The following is a 17774-nucleotide window of genomic DNA, read 5'->3' as shown; positions in this document are numbered from 1 at the left end:
GAAAAAAGAAAATCAGGGCTCGGATGCCGGAGCCGGGATCGCCCCACCCTCAGATGGCACCGGAACCTTCACCTCTATTGTATAGGAGCTGATCAGCCGGGTCTCGATGAGCAGGTAGTAGCTCCGCCCGCCTTCGAGGAAGCTCTCCTTCCATGGGCGAGGATCGTTGGTACTCCAGAGCCGTTCGTCGATGATCCCACCCCCGACCGGATCAATTATCCTGACGACCCGGTTTGGATCTTCCGCATCCATCACCGTGATCGTGAACCGGGGATAGCCGACCGACTGTGATGTCCCGGTCGGGAGCATCGATGGGGTGACGGTATACCAAAGCTCCCACCGGGGGAATGGGATCTCAAACACCTGGGATACCCCGCTCCACTGTCCTTCAATCGTTGCGAATGTCTGGAGGGTTACCTCCCGGCCATCCGTCTCGATGGGGCGCCGTGCCGGGATCGAGCCATCCGGCTGCGTCAGATGATAGGTGCCGGGATCGACATACCCAAGCCGGATCGGCTGGCCGTCCCAGACCTGTGCCATTACCCCCCCGGCACTCCCCGCCTGCATCGTCGACGGGTGCGGGATGCTTATCTGCCCAAGCGGCACCGCAGTCGGCGGGGGCGTCACCACCGCCTGCGGGCCACGCTCCCCCGCGCCCGGCATCGGCGGTATGCTGAAATCAGGGCTCTCCCCGGTGACCATCGGGTTAATAACAACCGCAATAATGACCACGAAGACGAGCCCGGCGATGAATGTCATAATATCCTGTTTATCCATGATTGAGCAATCCTCCTGCTGTATACACAGCTTTACAGATCGTACAAAAAGTACTATCGGGTTGAGAAAAGCTATCGTCCCGATTCATGCAATTCCATATGATGAATATCTATATATATTATTGCACCTACAAAGATGAGTAAGAATGTTGGGAAGACCCAGCGTTCATGATTATAAGAAGGTGATTTTTAGATGAAGTTACAAAGAGAAGAGGATGCCTTCACTGGCCTTGAGGCCGCAATCGTCCTGATTGCGTTCATCGTGGTCGCTGCGGTCTTCTCGTATGTGATGCTCGGAGCCGGGTTCTTCACGACACAGAAGAGCCAGGAGACGGTCTATTCTGCGATAGGACAGGCCGCCACGAACCTCGAGGTCTCGGGACCGGTGGTTCTGAAGACTAGTGGTGGGAGTGTGGAACAAGCGAACTTCACATTGATCCTCGCAGCAGGCGGTGTGCCGGTTGATCTGAAGAAGGTGACCTATACACTCTCCACTCAGGACCAAGTTGTTGATTTTGGCTATTATAATGTGTCTATAAGGAAATTCAACGTCGGTGTGGAGAACCAGCTTCTGGAACGGGGAGAGATCGCTGAAGTCGGATTAGTACTTGATGATACGGGTAGGCAGCACATTCAGGCAAACCAGCCATTCACCATCGAGGTGAAGCCCTCAACCGGTGCATCGCTCCCGATCACCCGCTATGCCCCGCTCTCCTTTAAGAGCACTGGAACAGCCTATTATGAGGTCTACTGAAGGTGGTTATCATGAAGAAGAATGAAAATGCATTTACCGGCCTTGAAGCGGCAATCGTCCTGATCGCCTTCGTCGTCGTGGCGGCGGTCTTCTCGTATGTGATGCTCGGAGCCGGGTTCTTCACGGCACAGAAGAGCCAGGAGGTCGTCCACACAGGTATCGGCCAGGCAGCATCCAGTATTGAGGTTGTTGGTGATGTGATTGGGGAAGGCGTACCAGCTCACCTGAACACGACTCGATTCGCCATCCACCTGACATCAGGGATGAACGAGATGAATATCTCGGCGATGCGGGTGACTTATTCGGATCCCGGAACAAGGCAGGATCTGACCTTTGATTCTACAAATTCCGTTGCAACAGGTGGGGCTCCAACAGAGGGTCCAGCAGATCCAAATACATGGATCATCCGCAGGGTCGAGAACCGGGACTTCGCTGTCATTCCAGGTAATGACAGAGTCCTCCGGCCCGGCGAGAAGTTCCTGCTGGAGATGGCTGTACCAACCACATCAACACCGAACACCCGTTTCGTCATCTCCATGCAGCCTGAGGTCGGGGCACTGACAACCGTTGTGCGGACAGTTCCGGCATCGATCTACCCGGTGAACATCCTCCGGTGAACGAAGTATGGCAAGGTGAATCTACTATGAAGGAAAACAGAAGAGAAATGAATGAGAGAGCCTTCACCGGCCTTGAGGCGGCAATCGTTCTGATTGCATTCATCGTGGTCGCTGCGGTCTTCTCATATGTGATGCTCGGAGCCGGGTTCTTCACAACCCAGAAGAGCCAGGAGACGGTCTATTCCGCGATCGGTCAGGCCGCTACGAACATGGAGGTTTCCGGACCGATCATTTTAATGACAGATAATAGTGGAACTATAACAAATGCCACTTTCACCCTGATCCTTGCGGCCGGTGGCTCACCGGTGGATATGAACAAGGTGACCTACACTGTCATGACCCGGCAAGGAATATTTGAGCTTGCAGATTCTGCTAGCGATGTGACACGATCCTGGTATAACGCTGGTGATGAGAACAACCTTCTTGAGCGTGGTGAGATCCTGACGGTGAAGATCGAAGGTGCATCTCATATAGGCACAATCAATGCAAATGAGCCATTTTCAATCGAGGTGAAGCCATCAACCGGTGCCGCTCTCCCGATTGCCCGAACAGCACCGCTGAGTCTGACGAAGAACAGTGTCTATCAGGTGTACTGAGGTGAATGATTATGAAGAAAAATGAAAACGCATTTACCGGTCTCGAAGCGGCAATCGTCCTGATCGCCTTCGTCGTCGTCGCAGCGGTCTTCTCGTATGTGATGCTCGGGGCAGGATTCTTTACCGCCCAGAAGGCACAGGATGTCGTCCATTCCGGTATCGGCCAGGCAGCATCCAGCATCGAGGTTGTCGGTGATGTCTATGGAGAGGCAAGCGAGGATAATGCAGACAACCTGACGCATGTCCGCTTCCGCGTCCAGCTGACATCAGGAATGTCCAATATGAACCTCGGCCATATGCGGGTTACGTATGCGGACAGTGGAGCGATCCAGCAGTTGAGCTTTAACAATACCCATTCATATGGTAACCCGGGGGATCCACACATTGGCGGAGAGCCTAACCGTACGCAGTGGCGTATCATGGAGGTGTACAACAGGGAAGGATATATTCTGAACAATAACACCGTCATCAGACCCGGAGAGCAGTTCCTCCTCCAGCTTGGCGTCCCTGAGTCCGCAACACCGAATACCAGGTTCACCATCTCGATGCAGCCTGAAATGGGTGCTCTCACAACCATAGTCCGATCCGTTCCGGCATCGATCTACAAAGGAAATGTCCTCCGCTGAAGGAAATCGATGTAGGTGATAAATCATGAAGAGAAACAGAAAAGAACAAAGGGAGGAAGCCTTCACCGGCCTCGAGGCAGCGATCGTCCTGATTGCATTCATCGTGGTCGCTGCGGTCTTCTCATATGTAATGCTCGGCGCCGGGTTCTTCACAACCCAGAAGAGCCAGGAGACGGTCTACTCCGCGATTGGTCAGGCCGCCACGAATATGGAGGTCTCCGGGCCGGTTATACTCCAGACCAATGATACAGGATTTGTTAAATGGGCTAACTTTACCCTGATCCTTGCGGCAGGAGGATTGCCAGTGGATGTGAACCGGGTGACATACACCCTCTCAACACAGGAAGCAATCAGACAGCTCAATTCGACCGAAGTGAATTATAACTGGCATAACGCCGGAACCACTCCAAATAACCTGCTTGAACGTGGCGAGATCCTTGAGATTGGGATCAACAATACGTATGGCTCGGCGTTAATCGAGGAGAACAACCCATTTACCATCGAAGTGAAGCCATCAACCGGCGCAACACTCCCGATAAGCCGGTATGCCCCGCTCACGTTTGATTTGAATGCCGTCTATGAGGTCTATTGAAGGTGATGTGGATGAAGAAGAATGAAAATGCATTTACCGGTCTTGAAGCGGCAATCGTCCTGATCGCCTTCGTCGTCGTGGCGGCGGTATTCTCGTACGTCATGCTCGGGGCAGGATTCTTTACCGCCCAGAAGGCACAGGATGTCGTCCACAGCGGCATCGGACAGGCAGCATCCAGCATCGAAGTCATTGGTGATGTGTATGGGTTTGAAAACACCACTAGTGGCAATGGACTTGGCACAGTCCAGTTCACCATCGCACTCACCTCAGGGATGTCCCCGATGAACATCTCTGCAATGCGGGTGACGTATGCGGATGCCACAACGAGGACCACACCCCAGTATCTGGCTGATAGAGCAGCCCTTACTGGAGTTCAATGGAATATCACAGAGATCTTCGATGAGGTCACTGAGGATACCATCCTTGAACCCGGGGAGAAATTCCTCCTGACCGTCAAGGTTCCGGATACACCCCCCAACATGAGGTTCACCATCTCGATGCAACCTGAAGTTGGCGCACTCCTCACCGTTGTGCGGACCGCTCCAGCATCTATCTACCCGGTGAACATTCTCAGGTAAACCAACCAAACACTTTTTTTCTTCTCCTCAGAGCAACTGGGGAGCACGCTCTGCCCACCCCGGCACCCATCGGGATCCATTCAATCCATGCCAATCTTCCGGATGCCGTATGAACAACGCCATCACCCTACTTTTCTGAAAAGGTACGCTATTCTGGAACAATACCAATCCAAATATTTAATTACCCATACGAAACAATGATATATCTATGGCAGTAGATCAGTCTCAGGTCGACAGCATCCTGGCGAGCGCCTCCGCCGATGATCCCGAGGTGAAGCTGCAAAATCTGGAGCGTGAGGTGGAGCTCCTCAAAAAGTCGATCAAGAAGCTGTTGATCGATATCAGGGAGCGGCTGAACGAGGGGGACAACCCCCTGACCGTCCTTGCACAGGGAGGAGGCGAGGTGATCGCCGGCCTCACTCCTGACGATGCCGCCCGCCTTGAAGAGCTTGAGGCGAGGGTGGCTGAGCTCTTTGAGTTCCGCGAGATGGTGGAGCTTGAGGAGGAGGAAGAGGAGGAGAAGCCGAAGCGATCGAAGAAGAAGGCTGAGACCGACAATTATCCTGAGACTGATAATTACCCTGAGGCACAGCCTGCCCCTCCCCTCCCCCAGCTGCCCAATCCAATGGGGCAGATGCCCCCGTCCACCGGACAGAAGAAGAGTGATACCGGTGATGAAAAGCTCTGCCTCCAGAAGGTCTATCACCTCTTCAACTGGACGAAGGCCGCCATCACCAAGTACGGCCATGATCGGCTGGATATCATGCTCGACAGTTACCGCTCCATCGGGTACATCACCAAGGAGGCGGCAGACGAGGTGAAAGAGATCGCACGTATCATGCCCGCCTCCCTCGGCGAGGAGCATGAGGTCGGGGCAGACGAGTTCGTCTCAGAGCTCTATATCCTCAACCGGATCATGGATCCCGACGACACCTCCCTTGATCGCGACATGATCGCCGTGATGATGGAGCGGGACACAAAGAAGGGTTTTTCCAAGAGGTCCGGAATATCGAAGAGAGAAGAGATCGGGGAGGAATGGGCGCACCTGATCGACAAGATATAACCGTGTCCGGGTAACCGGCACCAGAGAGATATGAGACACCATGACCTCGGAGACATTTGTCACTGCGATATTTCTGGTCACCGCAATCATAGCGGCAGGTGTCCTCGTCAATGCAATCTTTCCTTCAATCTACCAGGCATCAGAGACCTTCGTCGCCGGATCACATGAGATGGACGATCGGATGCGGACCGATATCAGAGTTATCAATACTGCCCTCCATTCAAGTGATGATACCGCCTATATCTGGATTAAGAACACCGGCGTCAATCCAATCCAGGAGAACCTCATCTCCGGATTTGATATCTTTCTTGGTGAGACCGGGCAGTACCAGCGGCTGACATATGTGGAAGGGGGAGTACCGGATGCCGGGGAATGGCGATTCATACTATATGACGACAACGGAAACGACCTCTGGGATCGGGGAGAGACGCTTGAGATCATCGCCAAAGCCGGAGTTGTCAGCTCAGGAGACAGGATCGTCTTTCAGGTCGTCCTTCAAAATGGTGTCAGAAGGAGCACTGAATTTACAGCGGTCTGAGGGGCACATATGGCGGTTGCAAATTTGATCGGGGCAGTCGTTGGAGTCTTCCTCCTGCTCCTTGTGGCATATCTCCTCGTCGGGGCGACACTTGTCACTGCCGAGACCGTGATGTCGGCACAGAGGGAGATGACAGATGTACAGGTGACCACCGTTCGGACATCCATCGTCATCGAAGACTATACGCTGACTGAGGATCAGCTCTATCTCCTCATCACAAATGACGGAGCAACCATCATCGATCCGGAGCCCGAAAGTATGGATGTCTATCTCGCAAATGATCTGTTCACACAGATGGTCCGGGCATCATGGACACAGGAGGGGGCAATCACCCCCGACGGCATCAACCCCGGTCTCCTCGATCCCGGGGAGTCCCTGAATATGAGTATAAATATCTCCGGTGTTGCCAACGCCTCATGGGTGAAGGTGGCAACACCCAACGGGATCACAGCATCGAGCTATCTCTGAAGGAGGAAGAATGAAGAATATCTACGACGACGACGAGGAAGAAGAGGTCCTTGATGAGGATCTCCATCTGGATACAGGAAAAGAGATCCTCTCCACCGGGAACCCCGAGATCGACAAGAAGATAGCAGACGGCCTCCCCCTCTACTCGATGACCCTCATCGAAGGGGAGAATGACACCGGCAAGAGCGTCATCACCCAGCAGATCACCTGGGGTGCGATGAAGAACTCCTTCCAGGTCGATCTCTTCACCACCGAGAATACCGTCAAGAGTTTTTTGAACCAGATGGAGTCGATGAGCCTTGACATCTCCCAGTACTATGCCTGGGGGTATCTTCGCGTCTTCCCCCTCCATGTCGTCGGCTTCGACTGGGATGAGAAGGATATGCAGGGGATCCTCGGGAGGCTCATCAGGCATATCGAGCGGAGCAAGGCTGACGTTATCATCATCGACTCCCTCACCCTCTTCTCAGAGTATGCATCGACCGACATGGTCCTCACCTTCTTCACCAACTGCAAGACCCTCGTCGACAACGGCAAGACCATCCTGATCACACTCCACACCTATGCCTTCGACGAAGATTCACTGGTACGGATCCGCTCGACCTGCGATGCCCACCTTGTGATGAAGAAGGCGCTCATCGGCGACAAGTATGTGATGGTGATGGAGGTCGGCAAAGTCCGGGGTGCACGAAAAACGACCGGAAACCTGGTATCATTTGAGGTGCATCCGGGGTACGGCATGAAGATCATTCCGATGTCCTTTGCACGGGTATAACGTATGGTATCATCACTCTCAATCGACGTAACCCTCCCCTTTCAGCCCCAGACAACAGATGTCGAAGGGATCTATGAAGGTGATCTCGAATCATCCGCACTGTATCGGATGCTTCCTGAGAACGCCCGGGAGTACGTCCGCGAGAGTCCGCACCTCCTTGAATATCTCCTCATCTTCCCGGTTGATATCTACGGCATCCCCCTTTTCCTCTCAGAACTGAAAGGGGATCTCAAAGGGATGGAGAGCCCGAATGTCATCTATCCGGTCGGGAAGGGAATCTTCGTCCATATCCTCCCGGATCCCGATGATGTCCGCCAGTACTATATCCCGATTGAACCGTCCTTTCTGCACAGTGTCAACTATCTGATGCCTGCAATCGAATGCAAGCTCATCGACCTCCTTGATGCCCTTGATTATGATCCCGTGACCGAAAAGGAACGGGGTGATATCTTAAAGAAGCTTTTAAAAGAGATAACCTCGGTGAAAAGTTCGGGGGAGAGCACCCTCATCACTGCAAAAGCAGCCGAAGCAGCCACGTCAATCAAAGATAAGATCATGGATTTTCTTCAGAAGGATATCGGGGATGCAAAGAAAGAATCCTCGAAGATGAAGTTCCCTGAAATTCCACAGACGGGTGACGGAAGGGTGATCGTTACCCCGGCGCAGTACACGGCACTTGAGTACCTGCTCATCCGCGACAAGGTCGATATGGGGATCCTCAAGCCATTCCTTTCCGACGGGTACATCGAGGATATCTCCTGCAACGGGGTCGGCCCCATCTTCATCGAACATAAGATCTTCAAAGGGTTGAAGTCGGTCATCGAGTTCAAGAAATCAGATGAACTTGACCTCTTCGTCCTGAAGATGGCTGAGCGAATCAAGCACCCGATCACCTACCGTTCACCCATCGTCGATGCCACACTCCCGGACGGATCCCGTATCAACATCGTCTATGGAACCGAGATCAGCAGGCACGGGAGCAACTTCACCATCCGTAAGGCGATGGGAGAACCCCTCTCGATCTTAAACATCATCGCCGGTGGCGGTTGCGACTATATGGTCGCCGCCTATCTCTGGATTCTGGTTGAGTACGGAATGTCCCTCTTTGTCTCAGGGGAGACGGCATCCGGGAAAACAACCACCCTCAATGCCATCACTGCGTTCCTGCCACCTGAGAATAAGATCGTCACCATCGAGGATACCCCTGAACTGAACATCCCGCACCGGAACTGGACCCGGGAGGTCGCAAAAGGGAAGGGGAAGGGAGAGGGTGAAGGAGCCGAAGTGACGATGTTTGACCTCCTGCGTGCGGCACTCCGTCAGCGCCCGAACCAGATCCTCGTCGGAGAGATTCGTGGTGTCGAAGGTGCTATCGCCTTTGGTGCGATGCAGACCGGCCACCCGGTGATGAGTACCTTCCACGCAGCGACGGTCGAGAAGCTGATACAGCGTCTTACAGGAGATCCGATCCTGATCCCAAAGACCTTCGTCGATAACCTCAATGTCGTTGTTATCCAGAGTGCGGTGAAACGGCCAAGCGGGGAGACCGTCAGGCGTATCCTCTCCGTATCAGAGCTCGTCGGCTATGATCCGGAGACACAGGGCTTCTCATTCATTGAGGCGTTCTCCTGGGAACCGGTGACGGATACCTTCACCTTCAATGCAAAAGGGATCAGCTTCCTTCTTGAGTACAAAATAGCAACGATGCTTGGGATCCCGGAACGTAGGAAGGCCGATATCTATCTTGAGATCGATAAGAGGGCGAAGATCCTTGAGAGACTTCACCAGTCGGGATACGTCAGGTATTATGATCTCTTTCATATGCTGACAAAGGTCCGGAAGCAGGGTCTGCTGAAGATTGAGGTGGGGAAGGATTAGAATGTTTGAGAATGTCGTTGACCGCCTTCGGGAGAGCAATAATGGCAAACTCCCATTCGAGGATCAGTTTGGGAAGGTCTATGACAGGATCAACCGGGTCTTTGAAGAGCGGCGGATGGTCACGGATATCCTCTTCATGGTCACCTACATGAACTCACTTGCCATCGCCCGTGCCTCGCGTCCCGAGATCTTTGCGGCTACCGCCGAGCGGAAGGAGTATGCCCCCGCCAGAGCCATCAGGAAGGTGGAGTTCTTCGTTAAGCGCTGGGGGTACAGCTATGTTCAGTCACTATCGATTGTTGCAGAGAGGACTGAGAACGAGATCCTTCGAACACTCCTCAACAGGTTTGCTAACTCGATGGAGTCGGGAGTACCGGATGAGGACTTCCTTGATGGGGAGATCTCCTCATCGATGGAGATCTTCCGAAACAGCCAGGACAGTGGATTTGAGCTCCTGAAGAAATGGGGGGACGCCTATATCGCGATGCTCCTTTCAGCTGTCGTTATTGCAGTCACCATCATGATCTCGGTTGCGATCTATTCACCGGGCGATGTGAAGGAGACGCTCTCGATCACCTACTGGATCATCATCCTCATCTCCCTCTTCGGAATAGGAACGATGTTTCAGACTGTACCAACTGACGAGCGTGTGTATAAGTCTATGGAATGGCTGTCAAAAGAGCAGGGGATGATCGCCCGGATGGAGAAGATCATCCTCCCGGCAACGGTGGCAGCATGGCTCCTTACATGGGCAGCAGGGGTTCCGGCAGGGATCATCTTCATGCTCGTCGGCATCATGCTCGCTCCGCTTGGTATTCTTGCCTATATCGATAATAAGAATGTTATCGCACGGGATGAGGAGTTCCCAAATTTCATACGCGGAGTTGGATCGATCATGGGGGGAAAAGGTGGAACGATGTCCCAGGCACTTGCAGAGATCGACAAAAAGTCGATGGCACATCTGTCGCCGCATATGCTCTCGGTCTTCTCAAAGCTCAATCTTGGCCTCAACGAGGAGCTCTCATGGAGAAAATTCGTCGGCGAATGTGGGAGCAACTTCATCTACAAGTACTTAAATATCTTCCGCGATACCGTCAATATGGGTGGGGACTCAAAGAAGATCGGGACAGTCGTCGCTGATTCCATGCTTGAGCAGGTGCTGATGAGAAAGAAGCGTGAGATGATCAGCATGGGATTCATCGTTCTGCTGATTCCAATGCATGCGGCGATGGCCGGTATCTTCATCGCACTCTATCATATCCTGGTCACCCTCTCCCGTGCCATCACCGAGGTAATGGGAAACTTTGATGCGGCATCTGCTGCGCTCTCCGAGTCAACGGTTGCACCTCTGGGCGGGGTGGGAGGAGGAGCCCTTGGGATATTCGTCGACTTCCCCGAGGCCGTCGTCGGGGCGTACGTCGTCAATATTCTCATCATCATCTGCATATCAAATGTTATCGTCGCAAAACTTGCTGTCGGAGGAGACAGGAGTATCGCATATCCATTTGCAGCCATAATGGTCTTCGTCACCGGGGTGCTCTTCATGGTGATTCCCCCGGTTATTGAAGTCTTCTTCAGCATGGAAGGACTTGTTTCAACAGGAGGAGGGGTAATATAATGAGAGATTCAGTACGGAGGATAATCCTCTTCTTGGGAACGGTCAGTATCGGAACATTCTTCATCTTTGTCCAGCTTCCGGTCATCTACATCCTTCTTGTCACATTTGTGCTGGGAGTCTTCCTCCTCTTCCTGACAGGGGCTCTCACATTCTCTGATCTTCGCCTGAGGAGGGCGGAGGCAGAAGAAAAGGTGGACGAGCCGGAGGTGCCGGCCGGTCCGGGATGGCGGGAGAAGTTTGAAGAGAAGATGCCATCCTTTTACCGGGGGTTCCAGAAGATCGAGGCGGCACTTGCACCCCTTGGCAGAGCCGCAGGTGGCGTGAAAGCCCGGTTCAGGCGTTCAAAGAAAGAGGAGGCGCCGGTGGCGGCAGCTCCCACCACAGAGAAGAAGCGCCTCTTTGGAGGATTGAGGGATCGCCTCGCCCGGATACGGGCAGGTAGGCAGGGGAATTCGCCGCAAACACCTGAAAATCCCGGATCTGATGGGAGAACAACGAGATCATCCCCTCGTGACGAGGCGATGGCGGCGGCCGGTGCAATCGCCGCATCGGGGGTGACACAGGGATCTGGTGGCAGCACTGACGATGTATTCGGGGATATCTCCCTTGACGGACTTGAGGATGACGTATTTGCCGAACTTGACGGGGAGATGGGGATGGACGGCCCACTCCTCGATCCCGACGGAGGCGAGGAGATATCAGTCGATCTTGATGCGGAATCCGGGTCATTCATGGATGATGCAGCTGCCATTCTCGCCCAGGAAGGCGGACTGGATGATGAGGCATTCGATGCAGATGAACTCTCGTCCGGGATGGATCTCGATACCCTCGAACTCGATGAGGACCTCGATGCTCTTGAGATCGATGAGATCGACGATATCGATGATGAGCCTGAGACAAGCTCTGTTACAACTCCTGATTCTGATGAAGAGGAGGAAGAGGACGCTGAGGAGGAACAACCTTCGACGGTTGTCGCCGCTAACGAGGGATATCAGTTTACGCCTGATCAGGAACAGAAAGTCCCGGACTTTGGAGCACTCGGAGGGGGCAGCGATATGGATATCCTCAGTGCCCTCAAAGGTGACGTCAAGACAATTAAAAAGGAGCTTGATCTCAGCCTCGTCCGGGACCTCAGGAATGTCGATGTACGCGCCGATGAGCTTGAGGACGAGCTTGAGATGGTCTTCAAAAAACTTGGCGGCAGACGGGAAGAGGAATCTGCTCAGGAATCAGAGAGATAACGACGAGGATGGTGAAGGAGAATGGTAGAAGCACCTGTGAAGGTCCGACATAATGAAGGATGGATCAATTGTAAAATATCAATAGAGGATGAACAGATTATTATTCCCGCTCCTGTGAGCCAGACGATCGTTTTAAAGAACATTGTTGATCTCCAGGAGAAGAAGAACACGCTCACCATCTATCTGAAGGATAAAACCGAGATCCGGCTTGTATCTGTTGAGAAGGTCCTCTTTGTCATCAAACACAGGATACTGATGAAGTGCAGTGCCTACCGGCTGATGGCATTCTTCATGTCCCCTGCGATTCGTGGCGGCGTCCTGATAACCAACGCCGCCTGGGAGAAGGGCGCAATCGTGGTTCTGAAGAGCGATATCTGGTTTGTGACCCCGGGTAAACAGATCTGTATCCCGCTCACCGATGTCTCAGGGATCGAGATGACGAAGCGGGAGGTCGACGGGAAGAAACAGGATGTCGTCAGGATCGACCACCTTGAGGATCAGGGGCTTGTATCGAGCTTCGTCCTCACCCAGCTTTCGACACTCCAGATCCTCTATAACTTCCTCTCAGAGATAACCGCCGGCCTCTCGGTTGAAGGAGCAGACCTCGACTCGATGGATCAGCAGATTGCAATGCTCGTCTATTCCGGGATGGATTCATCCACGATTCAGAACATGCTTCAGCTGACATTCAAGGATATCGATCGGATCTATGATAAACTGATCAATCTGAATATGGCGGAGGTTAAAGAGATCCGGCGTGAGATCCACCTGACTGCAAAAGGTGTCAGATACATCACAGATGCCACAAAATCCGGTACGAATTGATTGCGGTGATATAAGAAAGAAGATATCTCTATATATAGTTGAACACAAATAATTGGATGGATGCTGAATGGGTAGAATTTTAATCGTCGATGATACGATGTTTATGAGAACGCTTCTCAAAAACATCCTCTTCTCCGGGGGCCATGAGATCGTCGGAGAGGCCGCAGATGGTACCGAAGCAGTAGCAAAATACCAGGATCTGAAGCCGGATCTCGTTACGATGGACGTTGTTATGCCGAAGATGAACGGTATTGAGGCTCTCAAGGAGATCAAGAAGATGGACCCCGGTGCCAGGGTTGTGATGTGCACCGCAGTCGGCCAGGAGCAGATGGTGAAGCTCGCTATTAAAAGTGGAGCACGGGGCTATGTTGTCAAGCCTTTCCAGGCCCCGAAGGTTCTTGATGAAGTAAAGAATGTGCTTGCGTCGTGAGACATGATATCTCTCCTGATCGTCGATGACTCCGTCTTTATGCGGACGATTCTGAAGGATATCATCGGCAGGGATCCCGAGATCGAGATCGTTGGCACAGCCGTCGATGGGATAGATGCACTGAGCAAGATCGAACGACTCAACCCTGATATTGTCACCCTCGATATTGAGATGCCGCGGATGGACGGGATCGAAGTCCTCAAAAAGTTGAGACGATTCCATCCGGATAAGCAACCAAAGGTGATCATGCTCAGCTCCCTTACATCCGAAGGAGCCGATATGACATTGAAGGCTATCCGGCTTGGTGCTGCAGATTTTCTCTTAAAGCCGACCGATATCCGGAAAGTACGCGAGATCGGCCAGGAGATCAGATCCAAGATCAAACATCTCGCCACCCTCCCACAGGAGATCCCAAAAGCCCAGGCAAAAACAACTCCGGGTGCCACCGGCCGGTCGGAGGGCTCAGACACCCTCGTTCTGATTGGATCATCCGCCGGGGGACCACAGATGCTGGATACTCTCCTCTCGATGTTCCCCGCAGATCTTGGTGCAGGGGTGATCGTCACCCAGCATATGCCGGTGGGGTTCACTGCTGCGCTTGCAGAGAGGTTCAACAGAATCTGCCCATTGCCGGTGAAAGAGACGGAGAACGGGGATCTGATCGATATAAACCGGATCCTCCTCTCAAAAGCAGGGTACCATACCATAGTGACAAGTGCCCCCTCCACTCCTGGAAAGATCACCGGGAAGGTCGTTCATGCAAGCGGCCCGCTGATCCATGGTGTCAAACCGGCTGTGGACAAAACATTTGTCTCTGCAACGCAGGTCTATCGAAAACGTATCGTCGCAGTCATCCTTTCAGGTATGGGGAGTGATGGCGGGGTTGGTATGCTTGCGGTGAAAGAAGCGGGTGGCAGGACATTCGTCGTTCGCGAGGATGAATGCCTCGTCTACGGCATGGCACGCTCAGCACTGGAGCATCACGCGGTGGATGAGACCATTCCCCTGAGGCGGATGGCGGCTGAAATCCACCGTGCGGTCAGGGAGATAGGAGGATAAGATGGTCGAATCAGAGTTTGAACAGTACCGGGGTCTCTTCGTGGCAGAGTCACGGGAAAACCATGAGGTGATTGTACGTAACATCCTCATCCTTGAAGGAGGAGATGATCCCGGTGCGATCGACGAGATATTCCGGGCGGCACATACCCTCAAAGGAGCTTCAGCCTCAATGGGATTTGATACAATGGAGCACCTCTGCCATGCAATGGAGGATGTTTTCCAGGCGATCAGGAACAGGGAGGTCGAAGTCACCCAGGAGTTGATGGATCTCCTCCTGAGAACGGTTGATCTCATTGAGGAGATGATCGATGAAATCGAGGAAGGCGGAGACAGCTCATCGGCTGACGTCGATGAGCTGGTCGATGCACTCAAAGCCTCAGGGATACCGACCGGGAAGAAAGAGGATCCATCCCCACAGATTCAGGAAATACTCTTCTCTGCATCAGCCGGGGAGAGCGAACTTCCCCGGTACAGGATCAGGATCGTTGTTGATGACGCATCCCAGATGAAGGATGTCAGGGCATTGATCGCTATTGGCAACCTTGAGCAGTTCGGCACCATCATCAGGACTCACCCGCCGCTTGCAGATCTTGAAGGGGATGCCGATACATTTGACGGGACGATCATCATCGAGATTGAGAGCGATGCAGGGGGAGAGGCACTCATCTCAGCGGCTGAAGGATCCGAGATCACCTCTGTCACCATCGAAGAAGAAGGGGAGGATCCCGACCTTCCGGTCTACCGTATCCTCATATCGGTAGATGAGGAATCGGCGATGCGTGGTCTCCGTGCCTGCATCGCGATCGAGCGGCTCGAGGAGATGGGGACGATCATCTCCTCTGATCCACCCCGTGAGGCTATCGAGGATGGAAACTTCGACTCGGTCTTCCATCTGAAGATCAAAACGGGGAGTGAACCCGATGCCCTCAGAAGAGCGGCACTGGTTCCTGAGATCAGATCTGTCGAGGTGATCCCCGAGGACGCAGCCACACCCGGAACGCCGGTAAAAAAGAATGCGACCGGACCAGCCCTGGATGAGAAGGCACCAAAGAAGACTGAGACGAAGAACCGCGAGATCAAGAATCTCAGGGTTGATATCCAGCAGCTTGACCGGATGATGAACCTGATCGAGGACCTCGTCATCAACCGTGGCAGGCTGAAACAGATAGCAGAGAAGAACAGGATGAAGGAGATGGAGGAGGCGATCGGGATGATCGACCGATCCGTCTCCGATCTCCAGATCCTGATGATGGATATCAGGATGATCCCCTTAAATCATATATTCAACCGCCTCCCCCGTGTCGTGAGGGATACAGCCCATTACGATGGGAAGGAGGTTGAGTTTGTGATGTATGGAGGAGAGACTGAACTTGACAGAAGTGTCATGGACGGCCTCAATGACCCCCTCCTTCACCTCATCCGGAATGCCGTTAACCATGGTATCGAGCATCCGGAGAAGAGGGTCGCCGCGGGTAAACCTGCCAAGGGGCTCGTCCATCTCTCTGCACGCCGTGACCGCGACAATGTTATCATTGAGCTCCGGGATGATGGCGCCGGCATTAACGTCGAAAAAGTGAAGGCAAAGGCGATCGAGAAGGGGATCCTCACCCAGGATCAGGCTGAACAGCTGACGAAAGAAGAGGCGATCAACCTCCTCTTCCATGCCGGCTTCAGCACAGCAGATGCCATCACCGATATCAGTGGACGGGGTGTCGGCCTCGACGTTGTGAAAGGTGCTATCGAGTCGCTGAAGGGAACGATACGGGTCACATCACATGAAGGGAAGGGATCGACCTTTGAACTCCTCCTTCCTCCGACAATGGCGATCGTCGAGGTGATGATCGTCAGGCTCAACAACAGAAGGATCGCAATTCCGATCAGTGCCATCGTTGAGGTGGCGAGTATGAAAAGAGAGAATATCCACCGTATCGGAACACAGGAATCCATCCTCCTCAGGGATGAGGTTCTCCCCCTCCATATGCTTGAGGATATGTTCGGCTTCTCAGAAGAGACCGAGATCCTTGTCGTGGTGCAGTATGACAACAAAAAGAGCTGCATCGCGGTAGACCTTGTCGAAGGTCAGCAGGAGGTGGTGGTCAAACCACTCAGTTCCATCATCGGGGTAACCCGTGGAATCTCCGGTATTACCATCCTTGGAGATGGATATGTCGTTCCGGTACTAGATGTAAATACAATGGTGTAATAGTATGACAGCCCTGACACCCGCACAGTTGGACGCGCTAAGCGAACTTGGAAACATTGGAGCCTCTCATGCAGCAACATCACTTTCACAGATGTTGATGGGGCAGATTGAGATGACGGTACCATCGGTTGAGATCGTCGATCTTGCAGATATTTACAAACATGTCACCGATGAGGTCTCGGCACTCGCAATCTTTGAGATGCAGGGGGAGATAGAGAAGGGAGGGTATGTCATATTCCTCATGCCTCTCCACTCTGCCATCCGGATGACGAACACAATGCTCGGGATGACCGATGAGGATCGTGAGATCAACGAGATGGATGAGAGTGCCCTCAATGAGATCGGCAATATCATGGTCTCTGCGTTTCTCGATGCCACAGCCGAACTCCTCGGTATCGTGATGCTCCCCTCTCCGCCGGTTCTCGTCGTCGATATGGGGCATGCCGCAATCCAGCAGCTTCTTGTCGAAGTTGCCTGTGATGTCAACGAGGTTGTCTTCTTCCACACCAAACTTGTCTGTGACCAGTATGCGATCAACGGAGATCTCCTGATGCTCCCGGAGATAAACACCCTCTCCCAGATCCTTGAAATGATGGATAAGCTGCTCAATGCTCATTGCTAAAAGCCCTGGGAGCCTCCGAATGGATAGTAACCACCCCCGAACTGATCCCCGAGCGATCGTCATCGGTATTGGAGATTATCATGTTGGAACAGAGCCGATGACCTCAATCGGCCTTGGCTCCTGCATCGGCCTGATTCTCCATGATACCAGGCTTGGCATTGGCGGCATGGCACATATTATGCTCCCTGAGAGCGGAGGCAAACGTGATCGTCCGGGGAAGTATGCCGATACAGCAGTTGAAATCCTTTTAAAGGATCTCTTAAAGAAAGGCTGTACACCAAAGACCCTGCAGGCAAAGCTGGTTGGCGGAGCCCAGATGTTTGCGAACTTCAGTGGAAACCTCTCGATCGGCCTTCGGAACGTCGAAGCAATCAAGGAGCTTCTGAAGAAGAGCGGGATCTCGATTAAAGGAGAGGATATCGGCGGGTCTAAAGGTCGGACGGTCTATTACTGCCCGGCAGAAGGCTTTAAGGTCAGAATCCGGCGTGCGGATGGGAACTGCTTGGACCTATAAA

General features: G+C 53.1%; 20 protein-coding genes. 19 read left to right on the top strand and 1 reads right to left on the bottom strand.

The window, feature by feature from the left end:
• Positions 1-12: 12 nt before the first annotated feature.
• A complete protein-coding gene (locus RJ53_RS02450) occupies positions 13-777 on the bottom strand; it encodes a hypothetical protein (RefSeq protein WP_211530018.1) in 765 nt (254 codons plus the stop codon).
• A 192-nt stretch (positions 778-969) separates the two neighbouring features.
• Between RJ53_RS02450 and RJ53_RS02445 the strand changes: the two genes are divergently transcribed.
• From RJ53_RS02445 to RJ53_RS02355, 19 genes are all read left to right on the top strand, one after another.
• Positions 970-1530, top strand: a complete 561-nt coding sequence (locus RJ53_RS02445; protein WP_211530017.1) for a flagellin — start codon at positions 970-972, stop codon at positions 1528-1530.
• Positions 1531-1541: 11 nt separating this feature from the next.
• Positions 1542-2147: an archaellin/type IV pilin N-terminal domain-containing protein gene (locus RJ53_RS02440; protein WP_211530016.1), complete on the top strand. Its 606-nt coding sequence runs from the start codon at positions 1542-1544 to the stop codon at positions 2145-2147.
• Positions 2148-2194: 47 nt separating this feature from the next.
• Positions 2195-2743 carry an archaellin/type IV pilin N-terminal domain-containing protein gene (locus tag RJ53_RS02435; protein WP_246495942.1) on the top strand — a complete coding sequence of 183 codons (549 nt, stop codon included), beginning with the start codon at positions 2195-2197 and terminating at the stop codon, positions 2741-2743.
• Positions 2744-2754: 11 nt separating this feature from the next.
• Positions 2755-3369, top strand: coding sequence for an archaellin/type IV pilin N-terminal domain-containing protein (locus tag RJ53_RS02430; protein ID WP_211530014.1), 615 nt, complete (start codon positions 2755-2757; stop codon positions 3367-3369).
• A 25-nt stretch (positions 3370-3394) separates the two neighbouring features.
• A complete protein-coding gene (locus RJ53_RS02425) occupies positions 3395-3961 on the top strand; it encodes a flagellin (protein WP_211530013.1) in 567 nt (188 codons plus the stop codon).
• Positions 3962-3972: 11 nt separating this feature from the next.
• Positions 3973-4539, top strand: a complete 567-nt coding sequence (locus RJ53_RS02420) for an archaellin/type IV pilin N-terminal domain-containing protein (protein WP_211530012.1) — start codon at positions 3973-3975, stop codon at positions 4537-4539.
• A gap of 208 nt (positions 4540-4747) precedes the next feature.
• Positions 4748-5602, top strand: a complete 855-nt coding sequence (locus RJ53_RS02415) for a FlaD/FlaE family flagellar protein (RefSeq protein ID WP_211530011.1) — start codon at positions 4748-4750, stop codon at positions 5600-5602.
• Positions 5603-5642: 40 nt separating this feature from the next.
• Positions 5643-6140 (top strand): flagellin, encoded by a 498-nt coding sequence (locus tag RJ53_RS02410; RefSeq protein ID WP_211530010.1) that lies wholly within the window; start codon positions 5643-5645, stop codon positions 6138-6140.
• Between the two features lie 9 nt (positions 6141-6149).
• Positions 6150-6608: a hypothetical protein gene (locus RJ53_RS02405; protein ID WP_211530009.1), complete on the top strand. Its 459-nt coding sequence runs from the start codon at positions 6150-6152 to the stop codon at positions 6606-6608.
• A 10-nt stretch (positions 6609-6618) separates the two neighbouring features.
• Entirely contained in the window at positions 6619-7383 is a 765-nt protein-coding gene (locus RJ53_RS02400; protein WP_211530008.1) for an ATPase domain-containing protein, read from the top strand.
• A gap of 3 nt (positions 7384-7386) precedes the next feature.
• Complete coding sequence (locus RJ53_RS02395) at positions 7387-9261, top strand: type II/IV secretion system ATPase subunit (protein WP_211530007.1); 1875 nt, start codon at positions 7387-7389, stop codon at positions 9259-9261.
• 1 nt (position 9262) lies between these two features.
• Positions 9263-10879, top strand: coding sequence for an archaellar assembly protein FlaJ (gene flaJ / locus RJ53_RS02390; protein WP_211530006.1), 1617 nt, complete (start codon positions 9263-9265; stop codon positions 10877-10879).
• The gene (locus tag RJ53_RS02385) at positions 10879-12120 is read left to right on the top strand and encodes a LapA family protein (RefSeq protein WP_211530005.1); all 1242 of its coding nucleotides are present in this window, start codon (positions 10879-10881) and stop codon (positions 12118-12120) included. Before flaJ ends, RJ53_RS02385 begins: the two co-directional genes overlap by 1 nt.
• A 21-nt stretch (positions 12121-12141) precedes the next feature.
• The gene (locus tag RJ53_RS02380) at positions 12142-12945 is read left to right on the top strand and encodes a CheF family chemotaxis protein (RefSeq protein WP_211530004.1); all 804 of its coding nucleotides are present in this window, start codon (positions 12142-12144) and stop codon (positions 12943-12945) included.
• A 67-nt stretch (positions 12946-13012) separates the two neighbouring features.
• A complete protein-coding gene (locus tag RJ53_RS02375; RefSeq protein WP_211530003.1) occupies positions 13013-13375 on the top strand; it encodes a response regulator in 363 nt (120 codons plus the stop codon).
• 3 nt (positions 13376-13378) lie between these two features.
• Positions 13379-14434: a chemotaxis-specific protein-glutamate methyltransferase CheB gene (gene cheB / locus RJ53_RS02370; protein WP_211530002.1), complete on the top strand. Its 1056-nt coding sequence runs from the start codon at positions 13379-13381 to the stop codon at positions 14432-14434.
• 1 nt (position 14435) lies between these two features.
• On the top strand, positions 14436-16637 hold the full coding sequence (locus RJ53_RS02365) for a chemotaxis protein CheA (RefSeq protein WP_211530001.1): 2202 nt from the start codon (positions 14436-14438) through the stop codon (positions 16635-16637).
• A 4-nt stretch (positions 16638-16641) separates the two neighbouring features.
• Positions 16642-17259 carry a chemotaxis protein CheC gene (locus RJ53_RS02360; RefSeq protein WP_211530000.1) on the top strand — a complete coding sequence of 206 codons (618 nt, stop codon included), beginning with the start codon at positions 16642-16644 and terminating at the stop codon, positions 17257-17259.
• Positions 17260-17278: 19 nt separating this feature from the next.
• A complete protein-coding gene (locus RJ53_RS02355) occupies positions 17279-17773 on the top strand; it encodes a chemotaxis protein CheD (protein ID WP_211529999.1) in 495 nt (164 codons plus the stop codon).
• Position 17774 lies beyond the last annotated feature (1 nt).

Source organism: Methanocalculus chunghsingensis (assembly GCF_018132105.1).
Taxonomy (GTDB): Archaea; Halobacteriota; Methanomicrobia; order Methanomicrobiales; family Methanocorpusculaceae; genus Methanocalculus; species Methanocalculus chunghsingensis.
This window is presented reverse-complemented; position numbering and strand designations above follow the sequence as displayed.